The sequence below is a fragment of the Kitasatospora terrestris genome, assembly GCF_039542905.1.
Lineage (GTDB): Bacteria > Actinomycetota > Actinomycetes > Streptomycetales > Streptomycetaceae > Kitasatospora > Kitasatospora terrestris.
The window spans coordinates 6227799-6244860 of record NZ_BAABIS010000001.1 but is presented as its reverse complement, the minus strand read 5'-3'; the positions used below and the strand labels follow the sequence as shown (position 1 = coordinate 6244860).

At 73.8% G+C, this 17062-nt stretch carries 16 protein-coding genes; 6 read left to right on the top strand and 10 right to left on the bottom strand.

Annotated features, from left to right (window positions below):
• Nucleotides 1-155 precede the first annotated feature (155 nt).
• Entirely contained in the window at nt 156-1904 is a 1749-nt protein-coding gene (locus ABEB06_RS28620; protein ID WP_345699776.1) for a glycosyl hydrolase family 18 protein, read from the top strand.
• 70 nt (nt 1905-1974) lie between these two features.
• Entirely contained in the window at nt 1975-2883 is a 909-nt protein-coding gene (locus ABEB06_RS28615) for a hypothetical protein (protein WP_345699775.1), read from the top strand.
• Here the strand turns inward: ABEB06_RS28615 and ABEB06_RS28610 are convergent.
• From ABEB06_RS28610 to ABEB06_RS28600, 3 genes are all read right to left on the bottom strand, one after another.
• Nucleotides 2880-4154, bottom strand: a complete 1275-nt coding sequence (locus ABEB06_RS28610; protein ID WP_345699774.1) for a multidrug effflux MFS transporter — start codon at nt 4152-4154, stop codon at nt 2880-2882. The two genes, ABEB06_RS28615 and ABEB06_RS28610, sit on opposite strands and share 4 nt — an antisense overlap.
• 95 nt (nt 4155-4249) lie before the next feature.
• Nucleotides 4250-5431, bottom strand: a complete 1182-nt coding sequence (locus tag ABEB06_RS28605; protein ID WP_345699773.1) for an acyl-CoA dehydrogenase family protein — start codon at nt 5429-5431, stop codon at nt 4250-4252.
• 100 nt (nt 5432-5531) lie between these two features.
• Nucleotides 5532-5858 carry a hypothetical protein gene (locus ABEB06_RS28600; protein ID WP_345699772.1) on the bottom strand — a complete coding sequence of 109 codons (327 nt, stop codon included), beginning with the start codon at nt 5856-5858 and terminating at the stop codon, nt 5532-5534.
• Between the two features lie 120 nt (nt 5859-5978).
• Here ABEB06_RS28600 and ABEB06_RS28595 point away from each other — a divergent pair, with 120 nt between their 5' ends.
• On the top strand, nt 5979-6839 hold the full coding sequence (locus ABEB06_RS28595; RefSeq protein WP_345699771.1) for a carbon-nitrogen hydrolase family protein: 861 nt from the start codon (nt 5979-5981) through the stop codon (nt 6837-6839).
• Between the two features lie 24 nt (nt 6840-6863).
• Here ABEB06_RS28595 and ABEB06_RS28590 read toward each other — a convergent pair whose 3' ends face one another.
• From ABEB06_RS28590 to ABEB06_RS28575, 4 genes are all read right to left on the bottom strand, one after another.
• Nucleotides 6864-7430 (bottom strand): DUF6434 domain-containing protein, encoded by a 567-nt coding sequence (locus ABEB06_RS28590; protein ID WP_345699770.1) that lies wholly within the window; start codon nt 7428-7430, stop codon nt 6864-6866.
• A 5-nt stretch (nt 7431-7435) separates the two neighbouring features.
• Entirely contained in the window at nt 7436-7894 is a 459-nt protein-coding gene (locus ABEB06_RS28585) for a hypothetical protein (protein ID WP_345699769.1), read from the bottom strand.
• 14 nt (nt 7895-7908) lie between these two features.
• Nucleotides 7909-8742, bottom strand: coding sequence for a hypothetical protein (locus ABEB06_RS28580; RefSeq protein WP_345699768.1), 834 nt, complete (start codon nt 8740-8742; stop codon nt 7909-7911).
• 226 nt (nt 8743-8968) lie between these two features.
• Entirely contained in the window at nt 8969-10009 is a 1041-nt protein-coding gene (locus tag ABEB06_RS28575) for an aldo/keto reductase (protein ID WP_345699767.1), read from the bottom strand.
• 126 nt (nt 10010-10135) lie between these two features.
• On the opposite strand from ABEB06_RS28575, the gene ABEB06_RS28570 reads away from it, so the two are divergent.
• Nucleotides 10136-11530 (top strand): class II fumarate hydratase, encoded by a 1395-nt coding sequence (locus tag ABEB06_RS28570; RefSeq protein WP_345699766.1) that lies wholly within the window; start codon nt 10136-10138, stop codon nt 11528-11530.
• A 98-nt stretch (nt 11531-11628) separates the two neighbouring features.
• Here the strand turns inward: ABEB06_RS28570 and ABEB06_RS28565 are convergent, their stop codons facing one another.
• Nucleotides 11629-12072, bottom strand: a complete 444-nt coding sequence (locus tag ABEB06_RS28565) for an SPW repeat domain-containing protein (RefSeq protein WP_345699765.1) — start codon at nt 12070-12072, stop codon at nt 11629-11631.
• A 144-nt stretch (nt 12073-12216) separates the two neighbouring features.
• On the bottom strand, nt 12217-13152 hold the full coding sequence (locus ABEB06_RS28560) for a DNA glycosylase AlkZ-like family protein (protein ID WP_345699764.1): 936 nt from the start codon (nt 13150-13152) through the stop codon (nt 12217-12219).
• Nucleotides 13153-13234: 82 nt separating this feature from the next.
• On the opposite strand from ABEB06_RS28560, the gene ABEB06_RS28555 reads away from it, so the two are divergent.
• Nucleotides 13235-13798, top strand: coding sequence for a PadR family transcriptional regulator (locus ABEB06_RS28555; RefSeq protein ID WP_345699763.1), 564 nt, complete (start codon nt 13235-13237; stop codon nt 13796-13798).
• A gap of 2 nt (nt 13799-13800) precedes the next feature.
• The gene (locus tag ABEB06_RS28550; protein ID WP_345699762.1) at nt 13801-15501 is read left to right on the top strand and encodes an acyl-CoA dehydrogenase family protein; all 1701 of its coding nucleotides are present in this window, start codon (nt 13801-13803) and stop codon (nt 15499-15501) included.
• 55 nt (nt 15502-15556) lie between these two features.
• Here the strand turns inward: ABEB06_RS28550 and ABEB06_RS28545 are convergent, their stop codons facing one another.
• A complete protein-coding gene (locus tag ABEB06_RS28545) occupies nt 15557-16891 on the bottom strand; it encodes a M28 family metallopeptidase (RefSeq protein ID WP_345702023.1) in 1335 nt (444 codons plus the stop codon).
• Nucleotides 16892-17062: the final 171 nt, after the last annotated feature.

The following is a 17062-nucleotide window of genomic DNA, read 5'->3' as shown; positions in this document are numbered from 1 at the left end:
AGACGAGTGGTCCAGACCAACCATAGGGCTCTGTATCCACCGACCGGGACGCATCGTGGGGGTGTGCCCACCGGCCGCTCCTCCCTGCACCAGGCACCACCGCCGCGCGCCGCTCGGGCGTGCGGCGCCCTCGGTATCCGCCTGATGGAGCACTGATGCGACTGCACCGACCCCTGCACGCCCTGCTCACGGCCGGCACCCTGCTGGCCGCCTCGCTGGGCCTGCTCGCCGCACCCGCGAACGCGGCACCCGCCGCGGCCGGCACACCCCTGCCGCAGCACGTCTTCGCCCCCTACTTCGAGGCGTGGACCGGCCAGAGCCCGGCCGCGCTCGCCGCCCAGTCGGGGGCCAAGCACCTCACCATGGCGTTCCTCCAGACCCAGAGCAAGGGCTCCTGCACCCCGCTGTGGAACGGCGACCCGGCGATGCCGGTGGCCGCCTCCACCTTCGGCTCCGACATCGCCACGATCCGGGCGGGCGGCGGCGACGTCATCCCCTCCTTCGGCGGCTACACCGCCGACAACACCGGCACCGAACTCGCCGACAGCTGCACCGACGTCAACGCCGTCGCGGCCGCCTTCGAGAAGGTGATCACCACCTACGACATCACCCGGATCGACCTGGACATCGAGGACAACTCGCTGGCCAACACCGCCGGCATCGACCGCCGCAACAAGGCGATCAAGCTGGTCGAGGACTGGGCCGCCGCCAACGGCCGCACCGTGCAGTTCGGCTACACCCTGCCGACGACCACCTCGGGCCTGGCGGCCAGCGGCCTCAACGTGCTGAAGAACGCGGTCGCCAACAACGCGCGGATCGACGTCGTCAACCTGATGACCTTCGACTACTACGACAACGCCGCGCACGACATGGCCGCCGACACCCAGACCGCCGCGACCGGCCTGTACAACCAGCTCGCCAAGCTCTACCCGGCCAGGACGCCCGCGCAGCTGTGGGGTTCGATCGGCATCACCGAGATGCTGGGCATCGACGACTTCGGCCCGGCCGAGACCTTCACCGTCGCCAACGCCACCACCGTCTACAACTGGGCCGTCTCCAAGGGCGTCAACACCCTCTCCTTCTGGGCCCTGCAGCGCGACAACGGCGGCTGCCCCGGCACGGCCGGCTCGGACAGCTGCTCCGGCATCGCCCAGGGCACCTGGGACTTCACCCACGTCTTCGCGCCGTTCACCAACGGCACCCCGGCCACCGACGACTTCTCGCTCGCGCTGAGCCCGGCCGCCGGCTCGGTCGCGCCCGGCGGCTCGGCCTCCGCCGCGCTGTCCACCGCCGTGGTCTCCGGCACCGCGCAGACCGTCAACCTCGCGGTGAGCGGCGCCCCGGCGGGCGTCACCGCCGCGCTCAGCGCCTCCACCGTGACCGCCGGTGCGAGCGCCACGCTCAACGTCACCACCACCGCCTCGGCCACCCCTGGCAGCTACCCGCTGACCGTCACCGGCACCTCCGCGAGCGGCAGCCACTCGACGGTCTACACCCTGACCGTCACCGGCGGCGGCACCCCGACCCGACTCACCAACGGCGACCTGGAGTCCGGCACGCTCGCCCCGTGGACCTGCCAGGCCGGCGGCGGCCTCGCCACCGGCCCGGTGCACGCCGGCGGCGGCGCCCTGCGGGTCGCCCCGACCGCGGACCGGACCGGCGAGTGCGGCCAGAGCGTCACGCTCGCGCCCAACACCCGCTACACGCTCACCGCGTGGGTCCAGGGCAGCTACGCCTACCTCGGCGTCCGGGGCGGCGCCACCGCCTCCACCTGGACCAACTCGGCCGGCTGGACCAAGCTGAGCGTCCCGTTCACCACCGGCGCCAACGGCACCGTCACCGTGTACCTGCACGGCTGGTACGGCCAGGCCGACGTCTACGGCGACGACTTCTCCGTCGCCTGACCGACCACCGGAGCCGCACGTCCGCTCCCGGCTCCGGGCCGGGAGCGGACAGGCCCTATGATCCTCGACCATGAGTGACGGGTGGGGGACGGACAGCACGCCGGACTGGACCGCGCTGGCCGAACAGCACGAGCGCGAACAGTCCCGGCGCAAGCGGCTCCGGAGGGCGGGCGCGGTGGCGGCCGCCGTCCTCGCCGTCGGCGGGGTCACCGCGACCGCCGTCGCCCTCGGCAACCGTGCCGGGGGCGGCACCGACGGCGCCGACCGGCTCGCCCTGGACGCCACCGGCGCCCCGACCGCACCCACCGCCACCGCCCCTTCGCCGGAGGACGGTCCGGCCACACCCTCGGCCACCGGCTCGCCGTCGGCCTCGGTCTCCGGATCCGCCTCTGCCGCCCCCTCCGCCACCAAGGCCGGCAAGCCGAGCGCGAGCGCGACCACCACCGGCCCGGCCGCCCCTCCGACCCCGCCCGACCCGCTGACGGTGATCTCCTCCGCCACCACCGACACCGCGCCGCTCAGCCCGGCCGCGCTCTTCCCCGCCGCCACCCTGAGCGTCGACGGGAAGACCTGGACCCGGCTGGTCGACGGCTCCACGAGCACCTGCTGGCAGGCCACCACCGGCGGCCTCGGTGACGTGCTGGCGGCCCAGGGCTGCCGCTCGCTGCTCAGGGTCAGCTACGTCTCCGGCACCAGCGTGGTGACTGTCGGCGTCGCCGTCATGGACACCCGCGCCCAGGCGGACGCCGCGCAGGCCGCCCACAAGGGCCAGGTGCAGGGCTTGGTGAAGGCCGGCTCGACCGCCTACTGCACCTCCGCGGGCTGCACCAACACCCACGCGGCGATCGGCCGCTACGGCTACTACACGGTCTCCGGCACGACCAAGGGCGGAACGGCCGCGGACCCGGTGGCCACCGCCGCCGGGCCCGACTTCGCCGCCTACGTCCAGGGCCAGCTGCTGGCCCGCGGCAGGCGCTAGACGGAGGCCCGGGCCGTCTCGGCCGGCTGCGGGCGGCAGAGGGCGAGGTAGGCGGCCAGGGCGATCACCGCGCAGGTGAGGACGACCGCGCCGAGGGCGAGGGCCGAGGGGTGGCCGCCGGCGCTGCTCAGGGGGGCGACCACCGAGCCGCACAGGAAGGTGCCGGTGCCCAGCAGCGCCGAGGCCGAACCGGCCGCGTGCGGCGCCATGGTGAGCGCCTGCGCGCTGGAGTTCGGCAGCACGATGCCCATGCTGGCCATCAGCAGGAACAGCGCCGGCCACACGCCCGCCAGGCCCACGTCCCACGCCGTGGTGAAGAGCACCACCGCGCCGCCCGCCAGCGCGGCCGCCGCCAGCCCGACGATCAGCAGCGACCGCGAGCTGAACCGCTGGACCAGCACCCGGCCGTTCAGCTGGGTGAAGCCCACCACGGCGATCGAGTTGACCGCGAAGATCAGGCTGTACGTCTGCGGCGAGACCCCGTACACCGTCTGCAGCACCACCGACGACCCGCCCACGTACGCGAACAGCGCGCCGAAGGCGAAGGTGGAGGTCAGCACGTAGCCGAGGAACGGCCGGTCGCGCAGCAGCCCGCCGATCGCCCGGACGGTCGTGGACAGACCGTCGCCGTGCCGCTTCTCGGCCGGCAGGGTCTCCCGCAGCCACAGGGCCGCGCCCGCGGTGAGCAGCGCGCCGAGCACCGCCAGCACCGCGAAGGTGCCGCGCCAGTCGGTGACGTGCAGCAGCTGGGCGCCGACCACCGGCGCGAGGATCGGGGCGAGGCCGGAGATCAGGCCCATCGAGGCGAGGAAGCGGATCATCGCCACGCCCTCCAGCCGGTCCCGGACGATGGCGCGGGAGATCACCAGTCCGGCGGCGCCCGCCGCGCCCTGCAGGGCGCGGCCGACGACCAGGACGGCCATCGAGTCGGCGAGCGCGCAGACCACGGTGGCGAGGGTGTAGACCGCCATGCCGACCAGCAGCGGGCGGCGGCGGCCGAGCCGGTCGCTGAGCGGGCCGAACAGCAGCTGGCCGAGCGCGAGGCCGAGCAGCGACCCGGTCAGGGTGAGCTGGGCGGCGGGCGCGGTGGAGTGCAGGTCGGCGGTGAGGCCGGGCAGTGCGGGCAGGTAGAGGTCGGTGGTCAGCGGGCCGAGGGCGACCAGGGCGCCGAGCACGGCCACGGTGGCCGCGCCCGGTGCCCGGTCGGTGGCGGGTATCGGCTCGGTCACGGTGGACTGGTCGCCGCCGGCGTCGACGGTCGGGCCTGTCATGGGGCTCCTCACGGTGGTGGGTATGCGCCCGTCCTATCGCACCGTGCCCCCTCCGCGAAACCCGGGTCCCGACCGGCGGAACGCCGTACCGCCGGTCAGCGGTACGCGGCCTCGCCGGTGATGGCCTCGCCGAGGACCAGGGTGTGGATCTCGGAGGTGCCCTCGTAGGTGAGGACCGACTCCAGGTTGTTGGCGTGGCGCAGCACCGGGTACTGGGTGGTGATGCCGTTGGCGCCGAGGACGGTGCGGGCCGAACGGGCGATCTCCAGGGCGGCGCGGACGTTGTTGAGCTTGCCGAAGCTGATGTGCGCGGGGAGGCTGTTCCCCTCGTCCTTGAGCCGGCCGATCCGCAGGGCGACCAGGTACGCCTTCTCGACCTCCAGCATCATCTCGACCAGCTTCTGCTGGGTGAGCTGGAAGCCGGCGATCGGCCGGTCGAACTGGATCCGGGTCTTCGCGTAGTCCAGGGCCGCCGTGTAGCAGTCGCGGGCCGCGCCGACGGTGCCCCAGAGGATGCCGTAGCGGGCCTCGTTGAGCGAGGAGAGCGGGCCCTTCAGCCCGCGGACGCCCGGCAGCACGGCGTCGGCCGGCAGCAGCACCTCGTCGAAGGAGAGCTCGCTGGTCACCGAGGCCCGCAGCGAGAGCTTGCCGTGCACGTCGGTGGCGGTGAAGCCCTTGGCCCCGGCGGGCACCACGAAGCCGCGCACGCCCTCGTCGGTCTGCGCCCAGACCACGGCGACGTCCGACACCGAGCCGTTGGTGATCCACGTCTTGGTGCCGCTGAGCACCCAGTCCTCGCCCTTCTTCCGGGCCCGGGTGCGCATGTTGGCCGGGTCGGAGCCGAAGTCGGGCTCGGTCAGGCCGAAGCAGCCGATCGCCCGGCCGGCGGCCAGGTCGGGCAGCCACTGCTGCTTCTGCTCCTCGCTGCCGAAGGCGTGGATGGAGCGCATGGCGAGCGAGCCCTGGACGGAGACGAAGCTGCGCAGTCCGGAGTCGGCGGCCTCCAGCTCCATGCAGGCGACGCCGTACTCGACGGCGCTGGAGCCGGTGCAGCCGTAGCCGTCGAGGTGCATGCCGAGGACGCCCAACGCGCCGAGTTCGGGGGCGAGTTCGCGGGCCGGGAAGACGCCGCGCTCGAACCAGTCGGCCAGCTGCGGGCGGATCCGGTCCTCGGTGAACCGGCGGACCGTATCGCGGATCAGCCGCTCCTCGTCGGTCAGCAGGTCGCCGACGGCGAGCAGGTCGGCCGGATCGAGGCGGGCGGGGGTGGTGGCCATGCGGGCTCCTCGGAGGGTTCGGCGTGGTGGTGCCGCGCCGAAGTATGCCGCGCCGGGCTACCGACCGGTACAGGACACCGGGTGATCCGGACGACAGCCCTCAGCGCTCGGCGCCGAGGGCGGCCTCGGCGAAGTTGTCCCAGTGGCCGAGGGTGGTGGACGGCAGACAGACCCAGTCCTTCATCGGGCGGCCGCCCATCGGCTCGAAGAGGTGCGCGCCGGGCAGGTGCAGCGCCTCGGCGAGGGCCTGGCTGTCGCGGCCGAGCCGGCAGACCAGTTCGTCCCGGCGCAGCCCGGCGAAGGCCTTGCCCGCAGGGTCCTTGAGGCAGGGCATCCCGAACATCCGCGAACGGGTGACTCCGCGCGGGGCCAGTTCCTCGGCGATCTCCCGGTAGCGGGCCACCGGGTCGGGTGCGTCGTCGGTCATGCCGTCCATGCTGCACCCGGCCCCGCCGGGCGGGCCGCCGCCACGCCAGGACGCGCCGGGGCCGGACCGCGGCCGGTCCGGGGTTGAGCCCGACCGCCCGATCGGTAATGATTGACCCCCGTGAGCACTCCTATACACGATCTGCCCACCCACCCCCTGGTGATCGCCGTCGGCCAGGCCCCCTGCAAGCCGCTGGACATCCCCGCCAACGTGACCACCGCCGCCGACCTGGTGCACCGCGCCGCCGAGCGGGGCGCCGGGCTGCTGCTGCTCCCCGAGCTCTTCGTCTCCGGGTACCAGCTGCCCGGCATCGCGGCGGACCCCGCCCGCTGCACCGTCTCCCCGGACGATCCGCGGCTGGAGCCGCTGCTGCGGGCCTGCGCGGCGACCGGCACCGCCGCGGTGCTCGGCGCGCCGGTCCGCGACGCCGTCACCGGCGCACTGCACATCGCCGCGCTCGCCGTCGACCGGGCCGGCCGGGTCGCGGCCGTGTACCGCAAGCAGTTCGCCACCCCGAACGAGCGCGCCGCCGGCTTCAGCGGCGGCGACGCGGGCTGCACCCTGGACCTGGACGGCTGGCGGCTCGGCCTCGGCGTCTGCTGGGACTCCGGCTTCCCCGAGCACGCCCGGGCCGCCGCACTGGACGGCGCGCACGCCTACCTGGTCGGCGCCCTGTTCGGCACCGGCGGCGGCCGGCACCAGCGGGCCACGGTCTTCCCGGCGCGGGCCCTCGACAACACCCTGTACGTGGCGCTCGCCAACCACATCGGCCCGGCCGGCCCGTACACCGGCTGCGGCGCCAGCGCCGTCTGGGGCCCGGACGGCCGGCTCCTCGCGGAGGCCTCCGCGGACGACCCGGAGCTGCTCACCGTCCGCCTCGACCCGGCCGCGCTGGCGGCAGCCCGCGCCGAGGACCCGGTCCTGGTCCAGCCCGCCCTGCACGCGGCGCCGGCCCCCCGCACCGCGGCGAAGCTGGGCTGACCCCCGGCGGCCGGCCGGCCCCGCTCAGGCCCTGGGCAGCGCGCGGTGGGCGAACCAGGCCGCGCGGGCCTCGGCGCGGCCGCCCTCGGGGTTGTCCCGGTGCCAGGCGGCGGTGAAGCGGTTGAACTCGAACTGCTCGCCGATCTCCCGCGGGCCGGCCGCCCCGACGCGGGTGGCGTGCCAGTGGGCGACCGCGTCGGCCAGCGTCCGACCCGGGCTCCGGGCGATGAACTCCCGCATGGCGGCGTCGAAGTGGAAGCCCGGACCGATCTCGGCGAGGAAGTAGCCGCGCAGCACCTGGCTGCACCGCTGCCCGGCCGGGATCACGCTCGCCCCGTCGACCGGCCCGGCGAGCTGCGCGCCGGCCGGACGGCGGCGCGCCGGGGCGGCCGGCAGCGGCCGACCGTCCAGCGCCGCGGCCAGCCGCGCGGTGAGCGCCGACTTGCCGCCGCCGCGCGGCACGCCCATCACCCGGGCGAGCCCGGTGAGCTCCTCCAGCGTCCAGTACCAGCGCAGCAGTTCGGCCCGGGTGAGCCCGGCCGTCAGGGCCGGCCTGGCCCCGGCCGCCGCCGGGCCGGTGTTCTCGTCCATGGACGTCATTCTGCCGGTGGCGTCCCGGCGATCGGGGCGACGGGGTGGTCCGGGCGGCGGGGGCAGGTCCAGACGGCGGCGCCGTCGAGGACGGTGGCGCTCAGCGGGTGCGGGTGGCCGGGGCAGGGCGGCAGGGGGCTGCCGTGGGTGAGTTCGACCGCCCAGTCCTGGAGCCGGTCGGCGAGCAGGCACAGGGCCTCGGCGGGCGGGAGGCCGAACGGCAGGTGGACGGAGGTCCGGTCCGCCCCGGCGGACACCCGCACGTGGAGGCCGGGCAGCGGCGCGGGCCCGTCGGCCGGGCCGAACTCCAGCACCGACCCGTACGGCCCGCCCCCCGGCGGCCCGGGCTCCGGCAGGTCCGCCCCGGCCGGCACCTCCACGACCTCCACCCGGCAGCGGCCGACCGGCCCGAGGTCCGCGAGGACCGCCCCGGCCCGGTCGGACACCTGCTGCACGTCGTCCATCCGCCGATTGTCCGTCAGCCGCGGACCGGCACCAGGCCGCCGGCGAATGCCAGCGTGCCCCGGCCGGGACGGCCGCCCACCTGGACGCCGAAGGTCATGTAGTCCTGGTAGTCGATCGCGTCCCAGGAGGCCACCTTGCCGATGGTGCCGTGGAAGAGGTAGCTCTTCACCACCACGTGGTGGCTGTTGGCCGGCTGGCTGTGGCCGTTCTTCCACCACCGCAGGCCCTGCTCGTTGACGCTGGTGGTGATGATCGCCTGCACCGCCGGGGAGATCTTGTAGCCCCAGTTGATGTTGTTGTAGGGGCAGTTGTGGCGGGCGTAGAAGGTGCCGCGCGGGTCGGTCCAGGACCGGTTGTCGCGGCACTTCAGCACGGCGCGGCTGCCGCCCGGGCGGCCCGGGTCGATCACGCCGGGGCCGATCTCCTTGCCGTCCGGGGCGACCTGCGCGGGGCCCTTGCCGGCACCCGTGGCGGCCTCGGCGGGCGCCTCCGGCGAGACCACGTCGGCCTCCAGCAGGGCCCGCTCCTCCGCCGTCAGGCCGGCCGCGTCGCCGGCGGCCGGGACGATCAGCTTGGTCAGCTTGGCGATCTCGGCCTGGGTGGCGGCGCTGCCGTTCGCGCCCTCGGTGTCCGCCGGCCCCTCGAGCTTGTCGAGGACGATGGTCAGCGTCGCGGTGGTGCCGTCGCCGACCGGCTGGGTGACGGTGATGGTGTCGCTGGGCGGCGGGACGACCGGCCCGGTGGGCGCCGCGTGGGCGCTCGCCGCGGGCAGCAGCGCCGCCGCGCTCAGGGCGACGGCGGCCGCTGCGGCCAGGCGGCGGGGCAGGGTGGTGCTACGTGTCGACATGACGTCAAATCCCCCATGGGCGCGGCGGACCAGCCCCCGGACGGGGGTCGTCGATGGTGGCCGCGCGACCTGCGAAAACGTAGCAGTCGGCGATTCGGACACTTCGTCACATCTGGTGCCGGACACGGCCTTCCGGCCCACAATTCCCGCTGATCAGCGGGGGCGCTCCCCCGCCGGTCGGCGGCCCGCCGCAGGCCCGGCGGACAGGCTCCGGCGGTCGGTGCGCCTAGCGGTCGCCGAGCGGACGGCGGCGGCGGGCCGGGTCGGTGAGGGACGGCGGCCGCCAGGCGCCGTCCGGGCGGTAGACGTCGGTGCCGGGCGGGACGATCTCGTCGATCCGGTCCAGCGCGGCGTCGTCGAGCACCAGGTCGGCGCCCTTGAGCGCGGCGTCGAGCTGGGCGGCGGTGCGCGGCCCGATGATCACCGAGGTGACGGCGGGGTGGGCGAGCGGGAAGGCCAGGGCCAGCTCGGGCAGCGTGCAGCCGATCCGCTCGGCGAGCGCGACCAGTTCCTCGACGGCGTCCAGCTTGGCGGCGGTGGTGGCGAGCGCCGGGTCGAAGCGGCCGGGGTGCAGGGCGGCCCGGCCGCGGCCCAGGTCGATCTCCACACCCTTGCGGTAGCGCCCGGTGAGGAAGCCGGAGGCCAGCGGCGACCAGGTGAGCGCGCCCATGCCGAGCCGCTGCACGGTGGGCAGCACGTCCCGTTCGACACCGCGCGCCAGCAGCGAGTACGGCGGCTGCTCGGTGCGGAAGCGCGGCAGGTTGCGCCGCTCGGCGACGTGGTGGGCGTCGACGATCTGCTCGGCGGGGAAGGTGGAGCAGCCGAAGGCGCGGATCTTGCCCGCCCGGACCAGGTCGCCGAGGACGGACAGGGTCTCCTCGACGTCGGTGTGGTGGTCGGGCCGGTGCACCTGGTAGAGGTCGATCCAGTCGGTGCGCAGCCGGCGCAGGCTGTCCTCGACCGCGCGGACGATCCAGCTCCGCGAGTTGCCGCTGCGGTTGCGGCCCTCGCCGAGCGGGAAGTGCACCTTGGTGGCGAGCACGACCTCGTCGCGGCGGCCCTCCAGCGCCTTGCCGACCACGGTCTCGGACTCGCCGGCCGAGTACATGTCGGCGGTGTCGACGAAGTTGATGCCCGCGTCGAGCGCCGCGTGGACGATCCGGGCGCAGTCCTCGTGGTCGGGGTTGCCGACCGCCCCGAACATCATGGTGCCCAGGCACTGCGTGCTGACTTCGATGCCGGTGCCGCCGAGGTAGCGGTAGCGCATGGTGGGACTCCCCCAGGATCGTCGCAGGTACGACGGCCGACCCTAGGTGCTGGAGCACGCTCCAGGTCAATACCGGGGAATGCCGGGACGCCGTGCGAGGCTCTGATGTCCAGGAGGTGTCGCAGCATGGGCGAGGACGCGGGCTGGCGGATCGAGCACGACTCGATGGGTGAGGTACGGGTGCCGGCAGGCGCCAAGTGGCAGGCGCAGACGCAGCGGGCGGTGGAGAACTTCCCGGTGTCGGGCCGCACGTTGGAGCGGGCGCACATCGCGGCGCTGGCGCGGATCAAGGCGGCGGCGGCGACGGTCAACGCCGAGCTGGGCGTGCTGGACGCGGCGACGGCGGAGGCGATCGCGGCGGCGGCCGCCGAGGTGGCGGAGGGCCGCTGGGACGCGGAGTTCCCGGTGGACGTGTTCCAGACCGGGTCGGGCACCTCGTCCAACATGAACGCCAACGAGGTGATCGCCACGCTGGCCGGGGAGCGGCTGGGCCGTCCGGTCCACCCCAACGACCAGGTGAACGCGAGCCAGTCGTCCAACGACGTGTTCCCGTCCTCGATCCACATCGCGGCGACGGCGGCGGTCACCGGCGAGCTGGTCCCGGCGCTGGAGCACCTGGCGCGGGCGCTGGAGGCCAAGGCAGCGGAGTTCGCGGAGGTGGTCAAGTCCGGCCGCACGCACCTGATGGACGCCACCCCGGTGACCCTGGGACAGGAGTTCGGCGGGTACGCGGCGCAGGTCCGGTACGGGATCGAGCGGCTCACCGCGACGCTGCCGCGGGTGGCCGAACTTCCGCTCGGCGGAACGGCGGTGGGCACCGGCATCAACACCCCGCCGGGGTTCGCGGCCGCGGTGATCGCCGAGCTGGCGCGGGCCACCGGGCTGCCGCTGACCGAGGCGCGCGACCACTTCGAGGCCCAGGGCGCCCGGGACGGCCTGGTCGAGCTGAGCGGCCAGCTGCGCACGGTCGCGGTCGGGTTCACCAAGATCGCCAACGACCTGCGCTGGATGGGCTCCGGCCCGCGCACCGGTCTGGCCGAGATCAACCTGCCGGACCTGCAGCCGGGTTCCTCGATCATGCCGGGCAAGGTCAACCCGGTGCTGCCCGAGGTGGTGCTGATGGTGGCCGCCCAGGTGATCGGCAACGACGCCACGGTCACGGTGGCGGGCGCGAGCGGCAACTTCGAGCTGAACGTGATGCTGCCGGTGATCGCCCGCAACCTGCTGGAGTCGGTCCGGCTGCTGGCGAGCAGCGCCCGGCTGCTGGCCGACCGGGCGGTGGACGGGATCACCGCCAACGCCGAGCGGGCCCGCGAGTACGCGGAGTCCTCCCCCTCGGTGGTGACCCCGTTGAACCGGTACATCGGCTACGAGGAGGCCGCGAAGGTCGCCAAGCAGTCGCTCGCCGAGCGCAAGACCATCCGGCAGGTGGTGGTGGAGCGCGGCTACCTGGAGCGCGGGCTGCTCACCGAGCGGCAGCTCGACGAGGCCCTGGACGTCCTGCGGATGACCCGCCCCTGAGCGAGGACGCGCGGGGCCGGACACCCGGGCCCGGACACGCGGAGGCCGGCACCGGGAGTTCCCGGTGCCGGCCTCCGCGTTCCGCGCGGGCCCGTCCGTCACCCGCCGCCGCGGCGCCGCATCATCGTGCCGGAGCCGCCCATGGCCAGTCCGATCGCGGCCAGGGCCAGGCAGGTCATCAGACCGCCCACGATCAGGTTGGTCCAGATCACCCGGCGAATGGCCTCGTCACCGGTGGTGAGCCAGGGCGCGACCATCGTCCAGATGCCGATCCCCAGCGAGGCGTACGCCCGGGCGTGGGTGCGCTCGAAGGCGCCGTACCCCGCCATCAGCCAGGCGTAGCCGAGGCCGAGGACCAGGTTGCTGATGACCACGCCGCTGGCGAGGAAACCCAGCAGACCGGCGTAGCCGATCACCCAGGGTGAGATCGCCAGGAACAGCCCGCAGGCGATTCCGAGCGCCTCGACGCCCTGCCCGCGACTGCTCGACGTCGCCCGCTCGGCCTGCTCTCGCAGGGCCAGAATGTCCGGATGGTGTTCCATCCCAGTCGGAAGCTGGGTCGACACCGGGACCACCTCCTCCACTAGGTTCATGGCAGGCGCATGGTCACTACCCGCTATGCCGGGTAAATAACGCTACCGACCGGTTTGTCCTTTATTAATTTCTTACTCCCCCCGCGCCGCCGCTCACGCCCACCGCTCGACCGTGTCCGGCCCGCCCCCCGGCCGCCAGGTGCCGACGACCAGCCCGTCCCGGACCACCGCCGGGCGGATCACCCCGCCGCCCGCGTTGATCCGCCTCGCGTGCGCCTCGTCCAGCATCAGCCGCCGGTCCCGGTAGCCCAGCAGGAAGCAGTCGTACGGGCCGAGCAGCCGCTCCAGCGGCGGGCCCTCCGGCGGCGGCCCGGCGCCGGGGAGCACCGACAGCCCCGGCGCGACCTCCACCAGCCCGGCCGCGGCGAACGCCCGGCGGGCCGCCGTCAGCCCGAGGCCCGACCAGGTCGCGAAGTCCTCCGGGCCGACCGGGCCGAACGCCCCCGCGTGCCACCGGGCCAGCTCGGCGAGCGCGCCCCCGGGCTCCGGCGAGCGCCCCTCCGGCAGCGGCCGGTAGGTCGGCTCCTCCGACCCCCGGCAGAGCACGCCGCGCGCCGCCGCGTACGCCATCAGGTGGTGCGGCGCCTGCCCGTCCGGATCCACCGCCACCCCGCGCTCCCGCAGCCCGGCGACCAGCCCGGCCCGGGTCGCAGGCGTCTCCAGCAACTCCGGAAGCACCGCCAGCGCCCGCTCCAGCAGCGGCTCGTCCAGCCCGAGCTCGCGCCGCCGCCGGGCCCCGCCCGCGACCACCCGCGGCCCGAACACCCCGGTCAGCCAGCGCACGTCCGCGGCCGGGACCAGGTGCAGCGTGCCGCGCATCAGCCAGCTGCTCACCACCTCGCCGTCCGCGTACGCCGACCGCACCCGCTCCGGTCCGGTCACCCCGCGTGCCGCGAGCTGGCGCCGCACCGCCGAGGCGTCCTGCGCCTGGAGGCCGGCGGCCCGGCGGGCCACCGCGGCGACGCCGTCCGGCCCCTCGGCGAAGTGGGTGTGCATCCGCCAGCGCCGCAGCGCCCCGTCCTCGATCACACCGTCCATTGTCCGTGAGCTGTGTCTCACCACCGCGCGCCCGCATTGCCTATGCAACTCGTTGCATAGCAGGATGCCGGTCATGGCACTGGAGCACGCGATCCTCGTCTCGCTGCTGGAGCGACCCGGCTCCGGCTACGAGCTGGCCAGCCGGTTCGACCGGTCGATCGGCCGGTTCTGGACCGCGACCCACCAGCAGATCTACCGGGTGCTGCGGCGGATGGAGACGGACGGCTGGGTCGTCGTCGAGCACGTCGCGCAGGACGGTCGGCCGGACAAGAAGGTGTACTCGGCGACCGGGCCCGGGCGGCAGGCGGTCGCCGCGTGGCTGCGCGAGCCGGTGGAGCCGGAGACCGTGCGGCACGAGCTGGCCGTGAAGATCCGCGCCGCCGCGTTCTCCGACCCGGCGGAGCTGATCCCCGAGGTGGAGCGGCACCGGGCCGGCCACGCCGCGCTGCTGGAGCGCTACCTCACCGGCGCGGACCGCGACTTCCCGGATCCCGACGTCCTCGACGCCCAGGAGCAGCTGCAGCACGTGGTGCTGCGCGGCGGCATCGAGTACGAGCGGATGACCCTCGCCTGGCTGGACGACGTGCTCGCCACCCTGCACCGCCTCGCCCGTACACCCTCGAACCCCCAGGACTGAGCATGCTTTTCAACCCGCGCGGCTACGACCCCGTCCAGTTCGACGAGCCCACCCGGCGCCTGCTGCGCGCCACCGTGGACTGGTTCGAGACCCGGGGCAAGAAGGCGCTGATCGACTCCTACATCGACCGCGCCTGGTACGGCGACTTCCTCGAGTTCGCCGCGAAGGAGGGGCTGTTCGCCGAGTTCCTGACCCCGTCCGGCGCCGACCCGGACAAGCGCTGGGACACCGCCCGCAACGCCGAGCTGAACGAGATCCTCGGCTTCTACGGCCTCGGGTACTGGTACACCTGGCAGGTCACCGTGCTGGGCCTCGGACCGGTCTGGCAGAGCGAGAACGAGGCCGTCCGGGCACGCGCCGCGAAGCTGCTCACCGAGGGCCACGTGATGGCCTTCGGCCTGTCCGAGCGCACCCACGGCGCGGACATCTACTCCACCGACATGATCCTCACCCCGGACGGCGAGGGCGGCTTCACAGCGACCGGCTCGAAGTACTACATCGGCAACGGCAACGTCGCCGGCCTGGTCTCGGTCTTCGGCCGCCGCTCCGACGTGGAGGGCCCGGAGGGCTACGTCTTCTTCGCCGCCGACAGCCGGCACGAGGCGTACCACCTGGTCAAGAACGTGGTGAACGCGCAGATGTACGTCAGCGAGTTCCGCCTGGAGGAGTACCCGGTGCGCGCCGAGGACGTGCTGCACACCGGCCAGGCCGCCTTCGACGCCGCGCTGAACACCGTCAACGTCGGCAAGTTCAACCTGTGCACCGCCTCCGTCGGCATCTGCGAGCACGCCATGTACGAGGCGGTCACGCACGCCCACAACCGGGTGCTGTACGGCCGGAAGGTCACCGACTTCCCGCACGTGCGGCGGGAGTTGACCGACGCGTACGCCCGCCTGGTGGCGATGAAGCTGTTCAGCGACCGCGCGGTGGACTACTTCCGCACCGCCTCGCCCGAGGACCGCCGCTACCTGCTCTTCAACCCGATGACCAAGATGAAGGTCACCACCGAGGGCGAGAAGGTCATCGACCTGATGTGGGACGTCATCGCGGCCAAGGGCTTCGAGGCGGACACCTACTTCGACAAGGCCGCCAAGGACATCCGGGGCCTGCCGAAGCTGGAGGGCACGGTCCACGTCAACCTGGCGCTGATCCTCAAGTTCATGGGCAACTACCTGTTCGCGCCCGCCGACTACGCGCCGGTGCCGAGCCGGCTGGACGCCGCGGACGACGCGTTCCTGTTCCGCCAGGGCCCGGCCCGGGGCCTGGGCGCGATCCGCTTCCACGACTGGCGCACCGCGTACGACGCGCACGCCCACGTCGCCAACGTGGCCCGCTTCCGCGAGCAGGCGGACGGCTTCTGCGCGCTGCTGCTGGCCCACGCGCCGAGCAAGGAGCAGCAGGCCGACCTGGACTTCCTGCTGGAGATCGGCCAGCTGTTCGCGCTGATCGTCTACGGCCAGCTGGTGCTGGAGCAGGCCGAGTTGACCGGTCTCGACGCCGACCTGCTGGACCAGGTCTTCGACGCGCTGGTCCGGGACTTCTCCGCGCACGCCACCGAGCTGCACGGCAAGTCCTCCACCACCGAGGAGCAGGCCGCCTGGGCGCTGGCCCACGTCCGCCGGCCGGTGGCCGACGCGGGCCGGGCCGAGCGGGTCTGGGCGCAGGTCGAGGCGCTCTCCGGCGCGTACGAGATGCAGCCGTAAGGGCCCGGAAAGCCCAGAGGGGGCCCGGGATCACCGGGCCCCCCGTGGACACCTGTCAGAACGTCAGCTTCCAGCTGTCGATGTAGCCGGTGTCCTGCGCCGCGACGTCCTGCACCCGGAGCTTCCAGGTGCCGTTGGCGACCTCCGAGGAGGCGTTCACGGTGTACGTCGCGATCACATTGTCGGCCGAGTCGTTGGAGCTGGAACCCTTCAGACGGTACGTGCTGCCGTCCGGGGCGACCAGGTCGATCACCAGATCCCCACGCCAGGTGTGCTTGATGTCCACACCCACCTGGAGGGTCGACGGGGCGTTGCCGGTGCGGCCGCTGACCGTGACCGGCGACTCCACGGCGGCGCCCGCGTCCGGGACCGCCACGTCGGTGGTGTTCTCGTACACCGTGCCGGGCGGCGGCGCGGACTCGGAGCCCAGCGTCCACAGCGCGTACCCGATGGCGTCGCTCATCCGGTCGAGCACGGTGTCGTTGATGTTGGAGCTGGTGTCGCAGGACTGGTGGTAGCAGCGGTCGAAGGCCTGACCGGACGTCCCGCCCCACTTGCTCGCCTGGGCACTGGTCTTGATGTAGTCGGCGCCGCTGAACAGGCCGCCGACCGGGATGCCCGCGTTCTTGAACGGGGCGTGGTCGGAGCGGCCGTCGCCCTCGGTCTCCGGCTCGGTGGCGACGCCCAGGCCGGAGAAGTAGGTCTTGAACAGCTGGTCCAGCTTGGTGTCGTCGTCGTAGACGAAGTAGCCGGGGTTGGGCGAGCCGATCATGTCGAAGTTGAGGTACGCCTCGATCTTCGAACGGTCGCCGGCCGCAAGGCTGTTGACGTACTTCGAGGAGCCGACCATGCCGGCCTCCTCGGTGCCCCACCAGCCGAAGCGCAGGTGCTTGGCGGGCTGGAAGCCGGCCCGGGAGACGGCCAGCGCGGCCTCCAGGATGCCGGACGAGCCGGAGCCGTCGTCGTTGATGCCGGGCCCGGCGCTGACCGAGTCCAGGTGGGCGCCGACCATCACGGTGTGCGCGGTGTCGCCGCCGGGCCAGTCGGCGATGACGTTCCAGCCGGTGGCGCCGTTGTAGGTGTAGGACTGCAGCACGGTGGTGAAGCCGGCCGCGTCCAGCTTGGCCTTCACGTAGTCGACGGACGCCTTGTAACCGGGCTTTCCGTGCGCCCGGTTGCCGCCGTTGGCGGTGGCGATCGACTGCAGCTGGGCCAGGTGGGCCTTGACGTTGGCCACCGGGATGTCCGGCGCGGCGACCAGGCCGGGCGCCGCGGCGGGCACCGCGGCGGCGTGGACCGACGCGGTGGCGGTGGAGGCGGGCAGGACAAGCGCGGCGGCGGCGATCGCGGCGGCCACGGGCAGGGAGCGGCGCACGCGGGATCGCCGCAGGGCAGGCTCGGGCAACGGGAGCTCCGGATTCTGGTGGGGCAGAACGGGAACGGAACATGGATTGACGCGACCATGATGATTGGGTGTCGGCAAAGCCCGCGTCAAGAGGCCCGGCCGGTACGGAGTCCGCACTCCGTACCGGCCGGGCCGGGTCGAGCGGGGTGGCGAGGG

Bases quoted from the DNA above. Each gene is read 5' to 3' on its own strand.
- ABEB06_RS28620 (WP_345699776.1), top strand. From the start codon at position 156: ATGCGACTGCACCGACCCCTGCACGCCCTGCTCACGGCCGGCACCCTG.
- ABEB06_RS28615 (WP_345699775.1), top strand. From the start codon at position 1,975: ATGAGTGACGGGTGGGGGACGGACAGCACGCCGGACTGGACCGCGCTG.
- ABEB06_RS28610 (WP_345699774.1), bottom strand. From the start codon at position 4,154: ATGACAGGCCCGACCGTCGACGCCGGCGGCGACCAGTCCACCGTGACC.
- ABEB06_RS28605 (WP_345699773.1), bottom strand. From the start codon at position 5,431: ATGGCCACCACCCCCGCCCGCCTCGATCCGGCCGACCTGCTCGCCGTC.
- ABEB06_RS28600 (WP_345699772.1), bottom strand. From the start codon at position 5,858: ATGACCGACGACGCACCCGACCCGGTGGCCCGCTACCGGGAGATCGCC.
- ABEB06_RS28590 (WP_345699770.1), bottom strand. From the start codon at position 7,430: ATGGACGAGAACACCGGCCCGGCGGCGGCCGGGGCCAGGCCGGCCCTG.
- ABEB06_RS28585 (WP_345699769.1), bottom strand. From the start codon at position 7,894: ATGGACGACGTGCAGCAGGTGTCCGACCGGGCCGGGGCGGTCCTCGCG.
- ABEB06_RS28580 (WP_345699768.1), bottom strand. From the start codon at position 8,742: ATGTCGACACGTAGCACCACCCTGCCCCGCCGCCTGGCCGCAGCGGCC.
- ABEB06_RS28575 (WP_345699767.1), bottom strand. From the start codon at position 10,009: ATGCGCTACCGCTACCTCGGCGGCACCGGCATCGAAGTCAGCACGCAG.
- ABEB06_RS28570 (WP_345699766.1), top strand. From the start codon at position 10,136: ATGGGCGAGGACGCGGGCTGGCGGATCGAGCACGACTCGATGGGTGAG.
- ABEB06_RS28565 (WP_345699765.1), bottom strand. From the start codon at position 12,072: ATGGAACACCATCCGGACATTCTGGCCCTGCGAGAGCAGGCCGAGCGG.
- ABEB06_RS28555 (WP_345699763.1), top strand. From the start codon at position 13,235: ATGGCACTGGAGCACGCGATCCTCGTCTCGCTGCTGGAGCGACCCGGC.
- ABEB06_RS28550 (WP_345699762.1), top strand. From the start codon at position 13,801: ATGCTTTTCAACCCGCGCGGCTACGACCCCGTCCAGTTCGACGAGCCC.